This window comes from Pararhizobium sp. P1_E7 (assembly GCF_056405855.1).
Genome location: NZ_JBFUBH010000009.1, coordinates 1 through 17,213 on the forward strand (window position 1 = coordinate 1; position 17,213 = coordinate 17,213).

The 17,213-nt window shown below is 60.0% G+C and carries 17 protein-coding genes and 2 tRNA genes; 5 read left to right on the forward strand and 14 right to left on the reverse strand.

The genetic code is table 11. The annotated features are described in order from the left end of the window. Nucleotides 1-546, forward strand: a 546-nt coding sequence (locus AC1D17_RS12200; RefSeq protein ID WP_477565672.1) for a zinc-binding dehydrogenase, incomplete at its 5' end; no start/stop codon positions are given. A gap of 537 nt (nt 547-1,083) precedes the next feature. Next, the gene (locus tag AC1D17_RS12205) at nt 1,084-2,112 is read left to right on the forward strand and encodes a porin (protein ID WP_477565673.1); all 1,029 of its coding nucleotides are present in this window, start codon (nt 1,084-1,086) and stop codon (nt 2,110-2,112) included. Nucleotides 2,113-2,642: 530 nt separating this feature from the next. Here AC1D17_RS12205 and AC1D17_RS12210 read toward each other — a convergent pair. The 10 genes from AC1D17_RS12210 to AC1D17_RS12255 all read right to left on the reverse strand — a co-directional run bounded on the left by AC1D17_RS12210 (nt 2,643) and on the right by AC1D17_RS12255 (nt 9,101). Beyond that, nucleotides 2,643-2,718, reverse strand: a tRNA-Phe gene (locus AC1D17_RS12210). 189 nt (nt 2,719-2,907) lie between these two features. Next, nucleotides 2,908-3,114 (reverse strand): DNA gyrase inhibitor YacG, encoded by a 207-nt coding sequence (yacG, locus tag AC1D17_RS12215; RefSeq protein ID WP_477565674.1) that lies wholly within the window; start codon nt 3,112-3,114, stop codon nt 2,908-2,910. A gap of 4 nt (nt 3,115-3,118) precedes the next feature. Next, nucleotides 3,119-3,739, reverse strand: coding sequence for a Maf-like protein (locus tag AC1D17_RS12220; protein ID WP_477565675.1), 621 nt, complete (start codon nt 3,737-3,739; stop codon nt 3,119-3,121). Nucleotides 3,740-3,787: 48 nt separating this feature from the next. Next, complete coding sequence (gene infA / locus AC1D17_RS12225; RefSeq protein WP_037105236.1) at nt 3,788-4,006, reverse strand: translation initiation factor IF-1; 219 nt, start codon at nt 4,004-4,006, stop codon at nt 3,788-3,790. Between the two features lie 414 nt (nt 4,007-4,420). Next, nucleotides 4,421-4,903, reverse strand: coding sequence for an arsenate-mycothiol transferase ArsC (locus tag AC1D17_RS12230; protein WP_477565676.1), 483 nt, complete (start codon nt 4,901-4,903; stop codon nt 4,421-4,423). Nucleotides 4,904-4,905: 2 nt separating this feature from the next. Further along, nucleotides 4,906-5,376 (reverse strand): UPF0262 family protein, encoded by a 471-nt coding sequence (locus AC1D17_RS12235; protein WP_477565677.1) that lies wholly within the window; start codon nt 5,374-5,376, stop codon nt 4,906-4,908. Beyond that, complete coding sequence (gene hisD, locus AC1D17_RS12240; protein WP_477565678.1) at nt 5,373-6,677, reverse strand: histidinol dehydrogenase; 1,305 nt, start codon at nt 6,675-6,677, stop codon at nt 5,373-5,375. Before hisD ends, AC1D17_RS12235 begins: the two co-directional genes overlap by 4 nt. A gap of 76 nt (nt 6,678-6,753) precedes the next feature. Next, a complete protein-coding gene (locus tag AC1D17_RS12245; RefSeq protein WP_477565679.1) occupies nt 6,754-7,194 on the reverse strand; it encodes a DUF2948 family protein in 441 nt (146 codons plus the stop codon). Between the two features lie 107 nt (nt 7,195-7,301). Next, a complete protein-coding gene (gene murA / locus AC1D17_RS12250) occupies nt 7,302-8,594 on the reverse strand; it encodes a UDP-N-acetylglucosamine 1-carboxyvinyltransferase (RefSeq protein ID WP_477565680.1) in 1,293 nt (430 codons plus the stop codon). Between the two features lie 279 nt (nt 8,595-8,873). Then, complete coding sequence (locus AC1D17_RS12255) at nt 8,874-9,101, reverse strand: hypothetical protein (protein WP_477565681.1); 228 nt, start codon at nt 9,099-9,101, stop codon at nt 8,874-8,876. Between the two features lie 157 nt (nt 9,102-9,258). On the opposite strand from AC1D17_RS12255, the gene AC1D17_RS12260 reads away from it, so the two are divergent. Beyond that, nucleotides 9,259-9,333, forward strand: a tRNA-Thr gene (locus AC1D17_RS12260). 362 nt (nt 9,334-9,695) lie between these two features. On the opposite strand, the gene AC1D17_RS12265 is transcribed toward AC1D17_RS12260, so the two are convergent. Further along, nucleotides 9,696-11,240, reverse strand: a complete 1,545-nt coding sequence (locus AC1D17_RS12265) for an autotransporter outer membrane beta-barrel domain-containing protein (RefSeq protein ID WP_477565682.1) — start codon at nt 11,238-11,240, stop codon at nt 9,696-9,698. 896 nt (nt 11,241-12,136) lie between these two features. On the opposite strand from AC1D17_RS12265, the gene AC1D17_RS12270 reads away from it, so the two are divergent. After that, nucleotides 12,137-12,649, forward strand: a complete 513-nt coding sequence (locus AC1D17_RS12270; RefSeq protein ID WP_477565683.1) for a hypothetical protein — start codon at nt 12,137-12,139, stop codon at nt 12,647-12,649. 69 nt (nt 12,650-12,718) lie between these two features. Here the strand turns inward: AC1D17_RS12270 and AC1D17_RS12275 are convergent, their stop codons facing one another. Continuing rightward, nucleotides 12,719-13,387, reverse strand: coding sequence for a ThuA domain-containing protein (locus AC1D17_RS12275; RefSeq protein WP_477565684.1), 669 nt, complete (start codon nt 13,385-13,387; stop codon nt 12,719-12,721). 502 nt (nt 13,388-13,889) lie between these two features. Between AC1D17_RS12275 and AC1D17_RS12280 the strand changes: the two genes are divergently transcribed. Next, entirely contained in the window at nt 13,890-14,423 is a 534-nt protein-coding gene (locus AC1D17_RS12280) for a DUF992 domain-containing protein (protein ID WP_477565685.1), read from the forward strand. Nucleotides 14,424-14,501: 78 nt separating this feature from the next. Here AC1D17_RS12280 and AC1D17_RS12285 read toward each other — a convergent pair whose 3' ends face one another. Then, complete coding sequence (locus tag AC1D17_RS12285; RefSeq protein ID WP_477565686.1) at nt 14,502-16,331, reverse strand: ABC transporter ATP-binding protein/permease; 1,830 nt, start codon at nt 16,329-16,331, stop codon at nt 14,502-14,504. Nucleotides 16,332-16,462: 131 nt separating this feature from the next. Next, entirely contained in the window at nt 16,463-17,197 is a 735-nt protein-coding gene (locus AC1D17_RS12290; protein ID WP_477565838.1) for a hydroxymethylpyrimidine/phosphomethylpyrimidine kinase, read from the reverse strand. Nucleotides 17,198-17,213: the final 16 nt, after the last annotated feature.

A 17,213-nucleotide genomic window follows, 5' to 3' on the forward strand; every position in this document is an offset into this window, starting at 1 on the left:
GTGCTGCAGGGCCTGCGCCTTGTGCTGCAGGGCCTGCGCCTTGCCGGCGCCGACATGATCATCGGCGTCGACATCAACAACGACCGCAAGGCCTGGGGGGAAAGGTTCGGCATGACGCATTTCGTCAATCCGAAGGAGGTCGGCGACGATATCGTTCCCTATCTGGTCAACCTGACCAAGCGCAACGGCGATACGATCGGCGGCGCCGATTACACGTTCGACTGCACCGGCAACACCAGGGTGATGCGCCAGGCGCTGGAGAGTTCGCATCGCGGCTGGGGCAAGTCGGTGATCATCGGCGTTGCCGGTGCCGGCCAGGAAATCTCCACCCGTCCGTTCCAGCTGGTGACCGGCCGCAACTGGATGGGCACCGCCTTTGGCGGCGCACGCGGCCGCACCGATGTCCCCAAGATCGTCGAGTGGTACATGCAGGGCAAGATCCAGATCGACCCGATGATCACCCACACGATGCCGCTCGAGGACATCAACAAGGGCTTCGACCTGATGCACGCCGGCGAAAGCATTCGTGGCGTGGTGGTCTACTGAGGCGGGCCTCCACGCGGGGCGACCGGCCCCCGCTTTTTCACGTTCCAAATGCGCCGGGGAAGGGTTCCTCCCGTCCCGACGTTAGCGGCGGTGCGATTTCTCCAAACAACGGTCGCGCCGCCGCGCTCTTCCTTGACCAGTCTGTCATAAAGTAAATTCATAGCGCTCGCTTCCGGCGCTAAATCTCACGGCGTGTCTGCTGGTGCCGCTCGAAGCGCGGGGGACCTGCAACCCTTCGCCTTCATAAGAGCGATCTGGATCAGGTTCCGTATGATCTGGCGGCATTTCCGCGTCATCTCAGCCCTGCGGGTGTAATCCTGGATATGATAAGGCTGCATCCCAGCCATTCCACGATCATCTGGATAAACTATTTCTAATGTACGTCGGGCAGTACGAGAAGCTGTCCGCGAAGTAAGAAATAATAATCTCTAAAACATCCAAAGACTGAAGCTGGTTTGCTTCCAGCAAGACTTTGATCGTGAAAATGAATTCGATTGCCATACGGCTTTCGTACCTATTGTGGTGGGGGAAATAAGCATGATTCGTTCTATATCTAGCGGCTTTGTTTTGTCGTTGCTTGCGTCGAGCGCGTTGGCCGCCGATGAAAGTCAATATGTTGCATCTGAGCCGGGGGAGTTCCTGCGCGTGTGCGACGCATATGGAACGGGCTTCTTCTACATTCCGGGGAGCGAAAACTGCTTGAAGATCGACGGGTATGTTCGTCACGACCTAAAGTTCGGTCTGTTCGGCGCCGACCTCGACGGGGACTTTATCGGTGACACCTACTCGAGCGTGACCCGCGCCGCTCTTCGTCTGGACGCGCGCTCGGAAACCGATCTGGGGACCCTGAGGAGTTACATTCAGATCAACTTCGATGTGGATAGCGCAGCCGACGGAGGGCAGGATGCCCTGATTGAGAATGCCTATATCGAGATCGGCGGTTTGCGGGCCGGATTTACGGACTCTCTGTTCACGACGCTTACCTACTACGCCGGCGGCGTCCTGCGTGACGATATCGTCGGCTACGGTCCTTTTGGCACCAACCAGATTGCCTATACCTTTTCATCTGCGAACGGCTTTTCCGTCTCCGCTGCGTTGGAGCAGGGCTATGGCGCGCAACTTGCCGATGGCGACCTGCCTCACATCGTGGCGGGTGCTTCCTACACGAAGGAATGGGGTTCCCTGACGGCCGTCGCGGCTTATGACTCAGTTTCGGAGGAATGGGCAGGGAAGGCCCGGCTCGATATCACGTTCAGCCCTGTCTACAGCGCCTTTCTGATGGCCGGTCTGAAGTCTGACGACAGCCCGTCCTATTCGCAGTTCTACGGTGTCTGGGGCGGAGAGTGGGCCGCATGGGTCGGCGGCACTGCGAAGGTTTCTGAAACGACCGCGCTCAACGCTCAGCTGTCATTGGATGGCGACGAGAATTTCGCGGCTGTTGCGAATGTTGTCTATGAAATGGTCCCGGGTTTTTCCGTCACGCCCGAAATTGGATACTACGAAAACTTCGATATAGGCGACTCGGATGAATTCGGTGGCATGGTCAGGTTCCGTCGTTCGTTTTAACAGGTTCACGCAGCCGAACGGTAACGGCAAGTCTTGCGATGTGGTCAAAGGGGCAATCGCGGGCGGGAGCATGCATTTCCGCCCGCGGTCCAAAGCCATCCCGTCTATGGAACGCGGCTGGCGCGGTCGTCTCAGAATGTCGCTTGGCATTGGCTCGCCGTTTGGGCTCGGCCCATACGATTCCCATGATTTATCGTAACTACCGAAGCGACCGAATAGTGAAACTAATAACCGATCTCAATCCGAAGGGGGCTGAGGGCGGCTTTAAAAAGGTTGTCCGATAGCAGGAGTGACCTTTCGAAAAGTGAGAGATATCCTTCGGTCGCGTGACACTTTCGCACCGTGCACGATATCCGACTTTCGAGCTGGAATTTCGTGTGTCCAGTCATAGCGGCCGGCCCCTTTCAGCAATATGCCTGAGCGAGCAACGCGGAACGGATAAGCGGTAGGAGATGCTATAGCAGCAAAAAAGATGCCACCRCAAACGGTTCGGCCGCAGCAATAACCATTTGACTTATTTAAGAAAAAAATGGTGCCCGGAGGCGGATTTGAACCACCGACACGCGGATTTTCAATCCGCTGCTCTACCAACTGAGCTATCCGGGCATCCTGCCTTTTAGGGCAATGGTTCCGCTTGAAGAACCGTGGGGCGGTTGGTTGCGCCCCGGAAGCGAGCGGGGTTATAACATCTTGTTCGGCGGTGTCCAGCACCAAATGACGTTTTTTCGACAGGAAAATGTCATTTGGTGCAAATAATTGAAAAATAACGGATATCGCGCGAAAATTAGCGCGCCGTCATTCCTCGTCGTTGGCTTTTGATTCATCGTCGGCCACCGGAATGGCGTAGGAACCGGTAAGCCATCTGTTGAGATCGACATTGCGGCAGCGGTCCGAGCAGAAGGGATAGTGTTCGCGGTGCGACGGGCGCTTGCACTCGGGGCAGGGCACGATTTTGCGCAGCGGCGCCACGTTGGAGGCGCCCTTGGTTTCTTCCGAACTCATGGCTTTAGCCTTTCATCCAGCTGTCATGCACGTCATAGCCCTCGCCTGAAAGCAGGCTCACGGTCTCATAGAGAGGCAAGCCGACGACATTGGTGTAGGAGCCTATTAGCTTGACCACGAAGCTGCCGGCGATGCCCTGGATGCCGTAGGCGCCCGCCTTGCCACGCCACTGGCCGGACGCCAGGTAGCTGTCGATATCGTGACTGGAAAGGCGCTTGAAGCGAACCTTGGTATCGATGACCTTCTGGCGCATCGTCTTGTCGGGCGTGATCAGGCAGACGCCGGTATAGACCCGGTGGCTGCGGCCCGAGAGAAGATGCAGCGTGCTCGAGGCTTCGCTCACCAGTTCCGGTTTGCCGAGGATGCGGCGGCCAACGGAGACGACGGTATCGGCGGCAAGTATATAGCTTCCCTCCCAGCCCGGTTCTCCCTTGATGGCGGCAAGCGCTGCGCGGGCCTTTTCGGCAGACAGTCGCCAGGCGAGCGAGCGCGGATGCTCGGTGCGCTTCGGCGTCTCGTCGAGATCCATCGGCATCAGCCGCGCGGGCTCGATGCCCGCCTGCGCGAGCAGTTCGACACGCCGCGGCGAACCGGAGGCCAGGATCAGCTTATGTGTCAATGCCATCGCAACAGGGCCATCGATCTCGAGTTTGCGGCGCAAGCCGCGCCGCGCTTACTTGAAGCGATAGGTGATACGGCCCTTGGTCAGGTCATACGGCGTCATTTCGACAAGCACCTTGTCGCCGGCGAGAACGCGGATGCGGTTCTTGCGCATGCGGCCAGCCGTATGGGCAATGATTTCATGCTGGTTTTCAAGCTGGACGCGGAACGTTGCATTGGGAAGCAATTCGGTAACGACGCCCGGGAATTCGAGGACTTCTTCTTTCGCCATGTAGGGTATTTCTTTCTGTGCTTCGGTATAGGCGCATGTCGCGCCTTTTAAAAATTTGGCGGAAACTACACAATCGCCGCGGTTTTGTGAACAGCAACGACGTCACTTTTCCGGTTTTGCCGCCTTTTCCGGATTTATCAGGGCGCGAGAGCCTCGTACGATAAATGAAGCGCATTCTGTTGTCTCAAATCGGCCGATCCACAAGAAGGACGGCGCGGAGCGATGCCGCCCCATCGGTCAAGCCATCCGACGCCGTGGGCGGCCGATTTCAGTCAACCCGGAGGGCCGGATGCTTTTTTGTCAGGAAGCGGGCTTTTGTCTCGAACGTACCTGCCGGGTATGCCCTTCGACAAAAGCCCGCTTCCTGACAAAAAATCCTTCCGGCAGAATGCGCCTCATTTATCGTACGGGGCTCTATGCCATCTTGTCCGGCATTTGTCCAAGCAAACGATGCTTGAGCAGGCCTGCAATGTGATTTCGAACCTCGCGATAGGCCGAAACGATCTGTTCGCGCGTGCCGGTCGCGACCGTCGGATCCGGTGTCGGCCAGTAAACCACATCGATTGCCATGGACCGCGTCAGCTCCAGCGCCGCGTGATGTGCCTCGGGCGCAAGCGTGACGATCAGGTCGAAATAGTGGTCTTCCAGCTCGTCCAGCGTATGCGGCTGGTGCCGCCCGGCCGTCAGCCCGATCTCCTCCAGCACCACATCGACGAAGGGGTCGCGCTCTCCCGGCCGGACACCGGCCGAAGCAATGTAGGTGCCGGGCGGCAGCATCGCCTTTGCCAGCACCTCGGCCATCGGCGAGCGGATCGCGTTCATCCCGCACATGAACAGCACCGAACCCGGCGATTTCGCGCTGCGTTCGGACGCCTGTGGGGAAGCCGCGGCCGTCACGCTCACCCCCGCCAGTAGAGCACGCAGACAAGCGTGAACAGACGCCGCGCCGTATCGAAATCGAGCTTGATCTTGCCCGACAGCCTGTCCATCAGCGTCTGCGAGCCTTCATTGTGAATGCCGCGCCGCCCCATGTCGATTGCCTCGATCTGGCTTGGCGTCGAGGACCGGATCGCTTCGTAATAGCTTTCGCAAATCATGAAATAATCCTTCACGATCCGCCGGAACGGCGTTAGCGACAGGATATGGGTCGCAACGCCGGTGCCTGTCTCGGTGGTGATCGCAAAGACGAGCTTGGAATCCACCAAGGACAGCTTGAGCTGATAGGGGCCGCCGATATGGCCGGCCGGCTCGAAAAAATTCTCCTCGATCAGATCGAAGATCGCCACGGCGCGTTCGTGTTCGACGTCGGGCGTCGAGCGGCCAATGGTTTCGTCAAGCACGACATCGCAGAGGCGGTGGCTGGACGTCATCCCTCGCCCCCGAGATTGAGGCGGATGGCGACCGAGCGTGCATGGGCTTCCAGGCCTTCGGACCGGGCAAGGGCGATGGCTGCCGGCCCGAGATCGCGCAGCTGGCCGGCACCGAGCCTGAGGATCGAGGTGCGTTTCATATAGTCGAGCACGCCAAGGCCCGAGGAAAACCGGGCGGAACGCGCCGTCGGCAGCACATGGTTGGAGCCGCCGACATAGTCGCCGATGACTTCCGGCGTGTGGCGGCCAACGAAGATGGCGCCGGCATTGCGGATTTTCGGGATCATCGCATCTGCATCGGCAAGGGCGAGTTCGAGATGTTCGGCAGCGATCCGATTGGCGAGCGGCACGGCCACGTCAAAGTTTGGCACAAGGATCACCGCGCCAAAATCGCGCCAGCTGGCGCTGGCCGTTTCCGCCCGGGGCAGGGTGCGCAGCTGGCGCTCGACCGCCCCTTCGACCGCCGCCGCAAACGGCGCATCGTCGGTGATCAGGATCGACTGGGCGCCGGCATCGTGTTCGGCCTGGGCCAGAAGATCGGCGGCGATCCAGTCCGGATCGTTGTCGCGATCGGCAATGACGAGCACTTCCGAGGGACCGGCAATCATGTCGATGCCGACGGTGCCGAACACCTGGCGCTTGGCGGCGGCGACATAGGCATTGCCCGGCCCCATGATCTTGGCGACCGGGGCGATGGTTGCCGTACCATAGGCAAGGGCGGCGATCGCCTGGGCGCCACCGATGCGGTAGATTTCTTCGACGCCAGCCATGCGCGCGGCAGCCAGAACCGCCGGATTGATGACGCCGCCATTGGCGGGAACGACCATGACGATGCGCTCGACGCCAGCAACCTTGGCCGGCAGCGCGTTCATCAGAACCGAGCTCGGATAGCTTGCCGTGCCGCCCGGCACATAAAGGCCGACAGCATCGATCGCCGTCCAGCGCGAGCCGAGGCCGACGCCCATCGAATCCTCGTAGATGTCGTCCTTCGGCCGCTGGCGGGCGTGATGAGCCTCGATGCGCACGGCGGCAACCTTGAGCGCGCCCAGCACCTCGGACGGCACGGCCTCGATCGCCGCGTCGATCTCGTCAGCCGTGACCGCCATGCCGGTAACGGTAAAATCGAGGCCATCGAATTTCCGGGTATATTCGGCCAGCGCTTCGTCGCCGCGCAGGCGCACATCATCGATGATCGTCTTGACGACGGCGTTGACGTCTTCGGACACTTCCCGCTTGGTCGTCAAAAAGGCCGCGAACTGCTCTTCGAAGCCGGGGGTCAGGTAGTCGAGACGAATAGCCAATGAAAACGTCCTTGTGGGTGGTCGGCACGGGTGGTCGATAGAAACGCGCGGCCGTGGCAGGCCGGCGAACAGGAAATCAGGCGCCGGCGGGATGACGCGGCTTGAAACCGGTTTCCCATGCGCCGCCGGTATCTGCAAGCTGAACCTCGATACATTCCACATCGAGCATGATCGAGGCTTCGCCGGACAGGATGAATTCGACGGTTCCATCCGGCCCATCGCCGTTCTGCTCGAACTGGATGGCCAGCAGCGACAGCACTTTTTCGTTGTCCTTGCGGTTAAAGCCGATGGAACGGACGGCGTTGACGCGCTTGAAGGCGAGCAGGCTGCGGCGGCGCTCGAAAGATTTGCCGCGGCCTTCGGCCGTTTCCCAGACGAAGCGGTTGATCACCAGCGAAACCTGCCGGGAACGCGGCGCGTAGTCGAGGCCGGACACCTTGAAGACCGCGTCCTGCACATGGGCGGACACGATCTCCAGATCTTCCGGATCCAGCGCCATCAGCTTCAAATCACTCATGCCATTCATCCCCTGCCTGGGCGGCCAATGGCCGCCATCATCATGACCAAGGACATAGGACGCCGGCAGCCAATCCGCAACAGCGAGCCCTGATGCGGCGTATCAGATCAGTCGCTGACGCGTTCTACCTGGGCGCCGCATTTGTTGAGCTTCTCTTCCAGACGCTCGAAACCGCGATCGAGGTGATAGACGCGCGACACCATGGTCTCGCCTTCGGCCACCAGTCCGGCGATCACCAGCGATACCGAAGCGCGCAGGTCGGTCGCCATGACCGGTGCACCCTTCAGGCGCTCGACACCCTCGATCTTCGCCGTCTGGCCCGACAGCGTGATCCTGGCGCCAAGACGGGCCAGTTCCTGCACGTGCATGAAACGGTTTTCGAAGATCGTCTCGGTGATGTGCGAGACGCCCGACGACTTGGTCATCAGGCCCATGAACTGTGCTTGCAGGTCGGTCGGGAAACCGGGAAAGGGGTCGGTCACCACATCCACCGGCTTGATGCCGCCGCCATTGCGCACGACGCGAAGGCCGCTTTCGGTCTCGGTAATTTCGGCGCCGGCGCGGCGGATCGCTTCGATTGCGGTGTCGAGCAGCTTGGCATTGGTGCCTTCGAGCACGACATCGCCGCCGGTCATGGCAACCGCCATGGCATAAGTGCCGGTCTCGATCCGGTCGGGCAGAACGCGGTGGCGGGCGCCCGACAGCGAGGTAACGCCCTCGATGGTGATCGTCGCGGTGCCGGCGCCGGTGATCTTCGCACCCATGGCATTCAGGCAGTTGGCCAGATCGACCACTTCCGGCTCGCGGGCGGCGTTGCCGATCGTCGTCGTGCCATTGGCAAGCGTTGCTGCCATCATCATCACATGGGTGGCGCCGACCGAAACCTTCGGGAAGACGTAGCGTGCGCCGATCAGGCCGCCCTTCGGGGCCGTTGCGTTGATATAGCCGCTATCGATCTCGATGTTGGCGCCGAGCGCCGTCAGACCCTCGATGAACAGATCGACCGGCCGCGTGCCGATGGCGCAGCCGCCCGGCAGCGAGACGCGGGCCTTGCCTTCGCGGGCGAGAAGCGGGCCGATGACCCAGAAGCTGGCGCGCATCTTGGAGACCAGCTCGTAAGGCGCGGTCGTATCGACGATGTTGCGCGAGGTGAAATGGATGGTGCGCGAATAACCTTCGCCCTGGCGCTCGCGGCGGCCATTGACGGAAATGTCGGCGCCATGGTTGCCAAGGATGCGGATCAGCTGCTCGACATCGGCCAGATGCGGCACGTTTTCGAGCGTCAGCGTGTCGTCGGTCAGAAGCGACGCGATCATGAGCGGCAGAGCGGCGTTCTTGGCGCCGGAAATCGGGATGATGCCGCGCAGCTCGTTGCCGCCGGTAATTCTGATGCGATCCATAGGGTACCTTACGGGCGCCGCCCGCCTTTCCTGACATTCCGGACTTTAAGAGATTGGCGCCTCCATAAAGGATGCGCCGTGAAATGAGAAGCAAATTGAACGGAGACCGGCAAAGCGCATCCGCAGCGATACGGGAACGATGCCGGGGCAGTCTGCTGATCCCGCCCGCAACCCCATCAGCATCGATGGGGCATTGGGCATAAATACGTCGGGCATGAACAACAAGTCGCCAACCATCGGCGATCCGCCCCCGGACCCGGTCAATGGTGTTGGCAGGGATTATTCAGCCGATTCGTCCGTTTTTGCGGCAGGCAGGCCGGATGTTTCGTCGGCAGCCCCTGCGCGCCGCGCCCGCCCCTGCTGCTTGCGCCTTAAAAGATTGTCGCGCAGCGTCTTGGCGGCCCTTAACCTGCGCGCCTCGGCCTGCCGCTCGGCCTCATGGCCAGGCTCAAGCTTGACGGCCGCGGCCGCCGCATCATTCGGTGTCTGATTGTTCTCATCGTGCATACGCGCTCAAATACCGCAAAACCAAGCACTCCGGAAGAGCGGCCGGCTTTTCGGGCACACCATCCAACGAAAACTTTGATTTGCTGCTTGCGCTCCGCAACAAGCTATGGCAATAGGCCCTCGCTCGCGCCGGACAAACACTGATCCAGCGCACGATGCTGCTATAGCTCAGGGGTAGAGCACTCCCTTGGTAAGGGAGAGGCCGAGAGTTCAAATCTCTCTAGCAGCACCAGTTTCTTTTCCAATCGCGTCAAGAACATAGCATTCTCAATATGTCAGCGGCTCCAAGGATTGTCTCCACAGGGCCTTGTCGTGTCTCTGGCGATCTCACACGCTTGTCTCTATCCCACTATTTGTCGATTTGAACGTTTGATCGTGGAGGGAAGGTATTCCTGGCACGCAGCTTGTGCGCGAACGGCCGGCGTGTCTGCCGGCCGGCTCTCAGGCGCAGCGCTACGGTGTCATATCGACCCTTAGCGCCTCGTTCGTGATAGCGCGGATGCGATCCGAGAGACTTTCCAGACTTTGCTGCGGCGACGCTCGCTGCAGAGAGCCAGGTATTTGCGTTCGTAACTCATCATCGCCGCTCGGATATCAGAAACTCCATGATACGTGGAGCTTGCCTTCCCATACGTCGAGGTCGTCCTGGCCAAAGCTTAAATATCCGCCTGTCGCCTCGATCTGGAGATTGTCGTTCCACAGCATTCTGAATCCGGAGCGGAGTGAAAACGCCCACGGTGACGGCGTTGCCTCGGACAGATCTCCCGTCAGAATCTTTCCATCGTTCGGCCGCTGAAATTCATGCTGCGCGCCGACTTCGGCAAAGACCAGAAATGGTTGACCGTCCGACAAGCGGAAGTACCGACTGACCTCCGTCGATAGGGACAGGACGCCATAATTATAGCTGTCACCCGGAAGGGAAACGCTGACAGGAAGGTTAAGGATGCTACCCGAGAGATCATAATCGTCGTTTTCGACGTGTGAGAACATCACGGACGCCTTGGGACGGAGGAAATACGCTCCGAGCTTATATTGGCCGTGCAGAGAGATGTCGCCGGAAAAACGCTCCGAATCGTAGTCGCCGCTGAGCACGCTCAGGTCTACGTCGTTACTGAAACGACCATAGGTTAGGGATCCGTCGATGGCCCAGTGTTTAGACAGGCGATAGGCCGCATACGGTCCGAAGCTGAACCCGTCGGTATCGATATCCAAAGAACCGTTGAAGGCATCGGTGGAGCTGTCCTCCAATGAAAAGGACATTCCAACGACAAGGTTGTCGGCAATCCGACGGTCGAGACCCAGGTCCAACGAACGGGTAAACGTGTCGCTGTTGCGGTCGTAGCGTTCGTCGGAAATGTCCGCGAACCGCCCATCCCACCAGAAATTCCAAAGCGACGGCGCCGCCAGATCCCGGCCGGGCGTCAATGGCACCTGGGATGACTGGCCCGCACTCTGTGCTACCGCTTCTTCGGCAGCGAGGTCCCGGCAGATTGGCAGGTCGCGCTGTTGCTTGTTGGAATTTATCGACCGAGGGTCGATACAGGTATCCGGCGTCTGGGCTGCGACCACGCGGCCGCCTCTGGTGGCGGTCGGGGTGCGCGGCGTGAACCCCGGAAACACCGGTTGCGGGTCGATGTCCGGTCGGCCATCGGGCCAGTCGAACGCCGGAAACACCGGCTGCGGGTCGATGTCCGGTCGGCCATCGGGCAAGTCGAACGCCGGGAACACCGGTTGCGGGTCGATGTCCGGTCGACCATCGGGCAAGTCGAACCCCGGGAACACCGGTTGCGGGTCGATGTCCGGTCGACCATCGGGCAAGTCGAACCTCGGGAACACCGGTTGCGGGTCAATATCCGGCCGGCCGTCGGGCCAGTCGATGTTCGGAAGGATGCCGCTACGCACCTGGTTCTGCGAGTCGAGCAGGCACGGTTTTCCGCTTGAGATATCATAGAGTTTGTGCGTCCCGCCGTTCCCGTTCGAAACGACCGGCGAAAGCGAGAGGTGGAGGCCACGTTTGTCTTTGTTCCAAGTATCGACGGTTTGATTGCCCTGAGCCGCGTCAAGGCCAAAGGATCCAGGGCTGGTTCCAGAAAGCCAGACGGAACGGCTCCCCCCTTGCGTATTTCCAAGATACGCCAAGCCCCCCCCGTGAACCGCAGTTCGCGGCAAATGCTTCGCCAAAGGTCCCCAACGTGGAGAGGCTGACGATCAGCGTCCCAACAAAAAGGACATTAAACCACGCTTGTCGATAGATACGACTCTTACGCATGTTTCGCCACAACCTATCGCATCGCGCTTCCCCATCTGGTGGCAAGTTCGGCGTCCAACTGCGTCGCGAAGTCGGCACATAAAAACTACTCCGATGTGGCAGGGGCTTACCTCCAGCGTGATTCCGCCTTGTTCCGTAAGACTTGGAGAATTCATTTTGTGCGACGCTGTCATGTCGTTCGGCAAGATGCAGCCCAAAAACATTAAGGCCGGCGCTGCTGGCCTTGGCTAAGTTCTTGTAGCGGGAACCGCCTACTAACCCCCTCTAGGTCCGACATAACAGCAACCTTTAAACTCCTTTTCTGCTGTCTTACGCTCTCCCAGTTTCGATCAATTTGGGAGATGCGAACATGTACGAACATGTTCCTTGAGGTGTTCCGGAAGCTGTTTCGGCAAGATGCCATTCAAGATGAGGACAAGCTTTGCCCCGCATCGACCCGAAACTGATCCCGCCAGCCGGGTAGCGTTGAGCAAGACGTGGTGGATACCATGACAGAGACGATTTCTCAGGAGGCCGGGGCTTCCGCCCGGCAGGCCCCCTCGCGGAACATCGGCGAGTTTCTCTCTTCTTGCGGCGGTCCGTTCTATCGGTTGCAAGGGCAACTTCCGTGAATTGCACGGCTGAACCGTGCAAAAGCCGTGCACTTTGTTCTCGTCTGCTCGCGTAGCAAACCTGGCCAGCAGGAACCTGATGGGACACGAGCGCGATTTTTTAATGTGTCTTACTGTAGAGATTGCCCACAGTGCCCTGATTGAGGAAACCTGCCGTGAAATTGTTCGACTGGCTGATGGGATATAAACCGGCGCCGAAGGGCGTGGACCGCCAATCGACGGCAGCGCTTCGCAAGAATCTTCTCGCCATCAATAGAAAGACTGCGCCGTTCATCATTCGTGACGGCAAGCCGGAAGGCGTCGATCTCGTCGCGGAATGGAAGATCGTTGATGCCCGCTGGTATGAACTATTTGCCAAAGCCGGGCTGCAACGGGTGTTCAAGGTGTTGATGAAATTCGATGCTGCCGCTTGCGAAATCCGCGCGGTCGATCAGGAATGGTCCGTCGAATGGCGCGCCGGCGTGCCCGCGCTTGCATTGAGTGCTAATGCGTTTCGCGGCCGAAAGTGGGAAAAAAGCTTCGACATGGTCTTCGCCTTCAAGGAAGATTTGTCCTACGGCAAGGTTTACGAATATCGCTTCGATACCGCCGAAATAAAGACGCCCCTGATTGACGCCGCTCATCGGGCCGGCTGGAGTTGGAGAAGCGTGGCGTTCGGGAAATTGTAGGCCAGCGTCTAGACCGTGCCATCGCTGCCGGCAATGTGCCGCCGCGGGTATCCTGCGGAAAATACCGGTCTATGCCTTCCCCGATGGCCTTTCGTCTCTTCCTGCCCACAGTGCGCCGCGTTCAAACATCGTCTTCATCTGCGGCACGTCGAATTCGTCAGCCGTATGGCCGAGTGCGCTGTAGAAGACGCGGCCCTTGCCGTAGTGCCGCTTCCAGACGACCGGCATGACGACGCCCTTGATCCCATCGAAATGCGCACCGTCAAACGTGGTTGTTGCCAGCACCTCGTTGCTCGGATCGACATGCAGGTAATATTGCTCGGAACGGTAGGCAAAACTGCCGATGCCGGCGACGATCGGATCATCCGGCTTGGCGATGTCGATCCGGTAGTCGATGATGCCGCCCGGATGGGAAACCCATTGGCCACCGGTCATGAACTGGTATTCCGGCTCGTTGCGGAAGCTGTCGCCCATCGTACCGTGAAAACCGGCAAGGCCCGTGCCGCCACGGACCGCAGCGACGAGGTTTTCCAGTTCCGGCTTTTCGATCGCCGACATGGTGATGACGGGAACGATCAGGTCGAGCCGGGCAATCTGCGGATCGGCAAGGGCTGCTGTTCCCTGTTCCAGCCGCACGTCAAATCCATGGCCGGTCAGGATCTCCTTGACGATATCAGCGCTGCGGGCGGGCGTATGGCCTTCCCAGCCACCCCAGAAGATCAATGCCGTCTTGCTCATGATGCCGGTCCTATTTCGCTGTGCCGAAAGGCAGATCGCTGCGCATCGGTGCCGGCTGAGATCGACGGCGCCGATCATGCCCGTTCCGATTCGTCCGCATGGTCTCCTGCCACGATGCGGCGCCATTGTTGACGTGCCGCAACGCGTTTGTCACCCCCTTCCAGCCAGGAAGCATCATCCCGCCGGAGGCTGGAGACGGAACGTTCCGCGGGTGCGTTCGCTTGGCCATCCTCCTTTCAAAAGAGAGGATGCGATTCTGTGTGATTTTGGTGACTGGTGGCCGAGATGTTGTGGGCGCATGATCCGGGCTGCCGGGCTGCCTTTGAAATGTCCTAATAACAGGTAAACAGTTGAACGTCCGTCATCCGCAACCGGTCCGCGCCTTGGGCTTGACCTGCGTTCATTCCCTCAGCTGGGCTGGGTTGCGAAACATGCGATGACTTTTAACGAATCTATCGACTGAACGGCCGCATTGGCGGTCACGGTTTGAGAAGGAAAAATGATGAAGAGAACTCTCGCTTTGGCGTTGACCACCGCGACCCTGGCTGTGGCGGGCGGGTTTGCCGCTAAGGCCGCCGATCTGGCAGCCGGCGCGCCTGCTCCGAGCTATGAAGAGAGCGATACGCGCGGCGGCGTCAAGATCGGTTACCTTGAATGCGATGTCGGCGGCGGCGCTGGTTACGTTCTTGGCTCGGCCAAGGACATCGATTGCACGTTCCATTCGTCCATCGGCGGGGAGCGCACGGATCATTACACCGGTGCTGTCAGGAAGATGGGTGTCGATCTGGGCTTTACGACGCGCAGCAAGCTCGTCTGGGCGGTGCTGGCGCCGACGGCCGGGTACCATCAGGGTTCGCTCAGCGGTCTCTATCAGGGCGCGAGTGCGGAAGCGACCGTTGGAGCCGGCATCGGCGCCAACATCCTGGTCGGCGGCACCTCGGGCTCCATTCACCTCCAGACGATCAGCGTGACGGGGCAGCTTGGCCTCAATCTTGCTGCCGGCGGCACATCGGTGACGCTCACAGCCGTCAACTAAAACGTCTCGCTTTCCCCCTCCGTCACTTCGGAGGGGGAAAGCTCAAAAGCTGGCTGTGCGTAAACATGCCGCCTCAATTCAGTCTGCCAGTTCGGGATTGTCCGTGCGCAAGCTTTTGGGCCTGAGCAAGCGGATGGCTTTGCCCGCCGGGCTGCTCTGGAGCTGCAGTGTGCGCGTAAAGAAACGATTGCCGGAAGCCACCCTGCCGATATTCACGATTGCCGCATGACCCAGTTCCTGCTCCATAAAGGTCAGGACTTGCTGGTAGGCATCGCGATCCAGGGTGTCGAGTGCCTCGTCAATGATGATCCAGTTTGGTTTGTGCAGTCCGAGCCGCGCAATGGCCAGAAGCCTGATTTCGACTTCGTTGAGCTTCAGCCTCGTCCGCATGTCCTGATCGAAGCTGTTTTGTAACTTGCTGAGACCAACCCTGGACAAGACCGATACCAAATCGGCTTTTTTGAAACGGCCTGGATTTTCCGGATAACTGAGGACGTCTTCCAGCGTGCCGGGCGGGAAATAGGGCGTTCGCGGCACAAAGGCGATGTCTTCGCCGCGGGGTAGGGCAATGCGCCCGTGTCCCCAGGGCCAAAGACCGGCCAGAGACCGGAAGAACGGCGCTTTTTCAACATCTGAGTCACTGGTCACGAGAACGCGGTCGCCGGGCCGGATTTCGACATGCTGATCGGCGAGCTTGATGCAGCCCGAGGGCAGCGCAATTTCCAGGCGGTCGATGGTCAGGCGGTCGCCGTCAGCCTTGGCAAATTCGATGCGCTTGTCGTTTTCGTGCCGTTCGTCGGTCATCAGGATGGCAGACCGGAAGGCGGCGACGCGAAGCAGTGTCGCCCGCCAGTCGGCGATGCTGTCGATATTATCGACAAACCAGCGCAACGACGCGTTCACCTGGTTGAACGCGCCGACAGCCATCATCAGGCCACCGAAACTGAGACCGCCGTTGAAATAGACCGGGGCTGCGATGACGATCGGCGCGACGACAGTCACCCAGCCATAGCCGGACGTGACCCACGTCAGCCGTGTCAGCGCCATCATCAGCTTGTTGCTGATTTCCAGAACCGAGGCGAGATCGCGCTGCAGACGGCGCTTTTCGTTGCCTTCGCCGGAGGACAGCGAAACCGCCTCTATATGCTCATTGACGCGCATCAGCGAGAAGCGCAGGGCAGCTTCCCGCGCGTAGTGTTCGCCGTTGATCTTCACCAGAGGACGTCCGACGAACCAGCTGAGCGCCGCCGCTGTTCCGGCGTAAAGAAAGGCCGCCCAGACCATGTAGCCGGGGATGTTGAGATCGTAGCTGCCGATATGAAAGATAAATCCGGCCGAGAGCGACCACAGGACGCCGACGAAGCTGGCAAGCAGAATGCCTGACTGGAACAGCCCGACGGTCAGGCCAGCCGTCAGGTCGGCGAGATGGCGGGCGTCCTCATGCACACGCTGGTCGGGGTTGATGCCGATGGAGCCGGCATTGGCAAGACGAAAGGCGCGCGCGGGCTTCATCCACTCGCCGATGAGATCGAGCGTCAGGCCTTCTCTCAGCTTGATGCGGACCCACTGGTTGAGCCAGGTCTGCAGCACATTGAGGATCAACAGCGTCCCGGCAATCTGGCCAAAGGTGACGAATTGCAACAGGAACGCCGACAGATCGCGCCGCTCCAGCGTATCGTAGAAGGGCTTATACCATCGGTTCAGCAGGATCTGCCCGAATGCGGTCGCCAGGATGACGGTGACGATCCCGATGGCGAGCCATATGATGGTCTTGCGGACAGGCGAGGCGATGAAAGCTCGCTGCATCATGCGGAGCTGCTCGAAAAATGGCTGCTCGTCGTCTGTCTCTACACGCTGGTTACTCTTACCGTTCATGTCATGCGGCATCGGCGCGAATCTCTCCACCACGGTCTTCACCTCCGAAATATAGCGCGTCTGAAGCGCTACCCCTAAGAAAGAATAGCAGGGGAGCATGGTGCGAAGCAGTCCAAAGGACTCGATTGCCGGCTATCATCGCAAATTGACGGGGAGATTGCTGTTCACATTTCGCGGAGCATGCGGTGCACAAAGGCTTTGCCTTCCGCGACTGCGACGCAAAGCGTGTCGCCGAGGGCCAGACGGGCGGCGATTGCGCTGGCCAGCATGCAGCCGGTGCCGCGCATTGTCGCGGCAAGGCGCGGCGAGGCGAAGGATTGACCGGCATGGTCCGCCCGGAAGAGGATATCGATGGATTCCGCCCCATCGCCATGCCCGCCCTTCACCAGAATTGCCTTTGCCCCCGCCGCCAAAAGGCTTCTGGCCTGATCGTCCACGCTGGCCGAAGATGGGGTTCCTGCCGATGCTGCCAGCACCGAAAGCTCCGGCAGATTGGGCGTGATGAGGGTGCACGACCGGAAAAGCCGACGCAGGCTGTCCGTTGCGTCCGGGGTCAACAGGGCGCGGCCGGATGTCGACACCAGAACCGGATCGAGAACCACTGGAATGCCGGGATAGTCCACAAGCACCGCCGTAACGGCGGCAATCGTTGCTGCGGTCGCCAGCATGCCGATCTTGATGGCTGCGACAGGATTGGCTGACAACGCGGCGCGCATCTGCTGCGCGACACGCTCTGGCGCCACGGCATCGACATGCTGGACATGATCATGCGTCTGGACGGTCACGGCTGTTATCGCCACCGACGCCTTCACACCAAGGGCCGCCAGCGTCTCGATATCGCGAACGATACCGGCGCCGCCGGAGGAATCCGAGCCCGCGACCGCAAGCACATGCGGCATGCGCTTCAAGCGAGCC

Bases quoted from the DNA above. Each gene is read 5' to 3' on its own strand.
- AC1D17_RS12255 (WP_477565681.1), bottom strand. From the start codon at position 9,101: ATGCACGATGAGAACAATCAGACACCGAATGATGCGGCGGCCGCGGCC.
- AC1D17_RS12245 (WP_477565679.1), bottom strand. From the start codon at position 7,194: ATGAGTGATTTGAAGCTGATGGCGCTGGATCCGGAAGATCTGGAGATC.
- AC1D17_RS12290 (WP_477565838.1), bottom strand. From the start codon at position 17,197: ATGCCGCATGTGCTTGCGGTCGCGGGCTCGGATTCCTCCGGCGGCGCC.
- murA (WP_477565680.1), bottom strand. From the start codon at position 8,594: ATGGATCGCATCAGAATTACCGGCGGCAACGAGCTGCGCGGCATCATC.
- AC1D17_RS12280 (WP_477565685.1), top strand. From the start codon at position 13,890: ATGAAGAGAACTCTCGCTTTGGCGTTGACCACCGCGACCCTGGCTGTG.
- AC1D17_RS12205 (WP_477565673.1), top strand. From the start codon at position 1,084: ATGATTCGTTCTATATCTAGCGGCTTTGTTTTGTCGTTGCTTGCGTCG.
- AC1D17_RS12275 (WP_477565684.1), bottom strand. From the start codon at position 13,387: ATGAGCAAGACGGCATTGATCTTCTGGGGTGGCTGGGAAGGCCATACG.
- AC1D17_RS12220 (WP_477565675.1), bottom strand. From the start codon at position 3,739: ATGGCATTGACACATAAGCTGATCCTGGCCTCCGGTTCGCCGCGGCGT.
- AC1D17_RS12235 (WP_477565677.1), bottom strand. From the start codon at position 5,376: ATGACGTCCAGCCACCGCCTCTGCGATGTCGTGCTTGACGAAACCATT.
- yacG (WP_477565674.1), bottom strand. From the start codon at position 3,114: ATGAGTTCGGAAGAAACCAAGGGCGCCTCCAACGTGGCGCCGCTGCGC.
- infA (WP_037105236.1), bottom strand. From the start codon at position 4,006: ATGGCGAAAGAAGAAGTCCTCGAATTCCCGGGCGTCGTTACCGAATTG.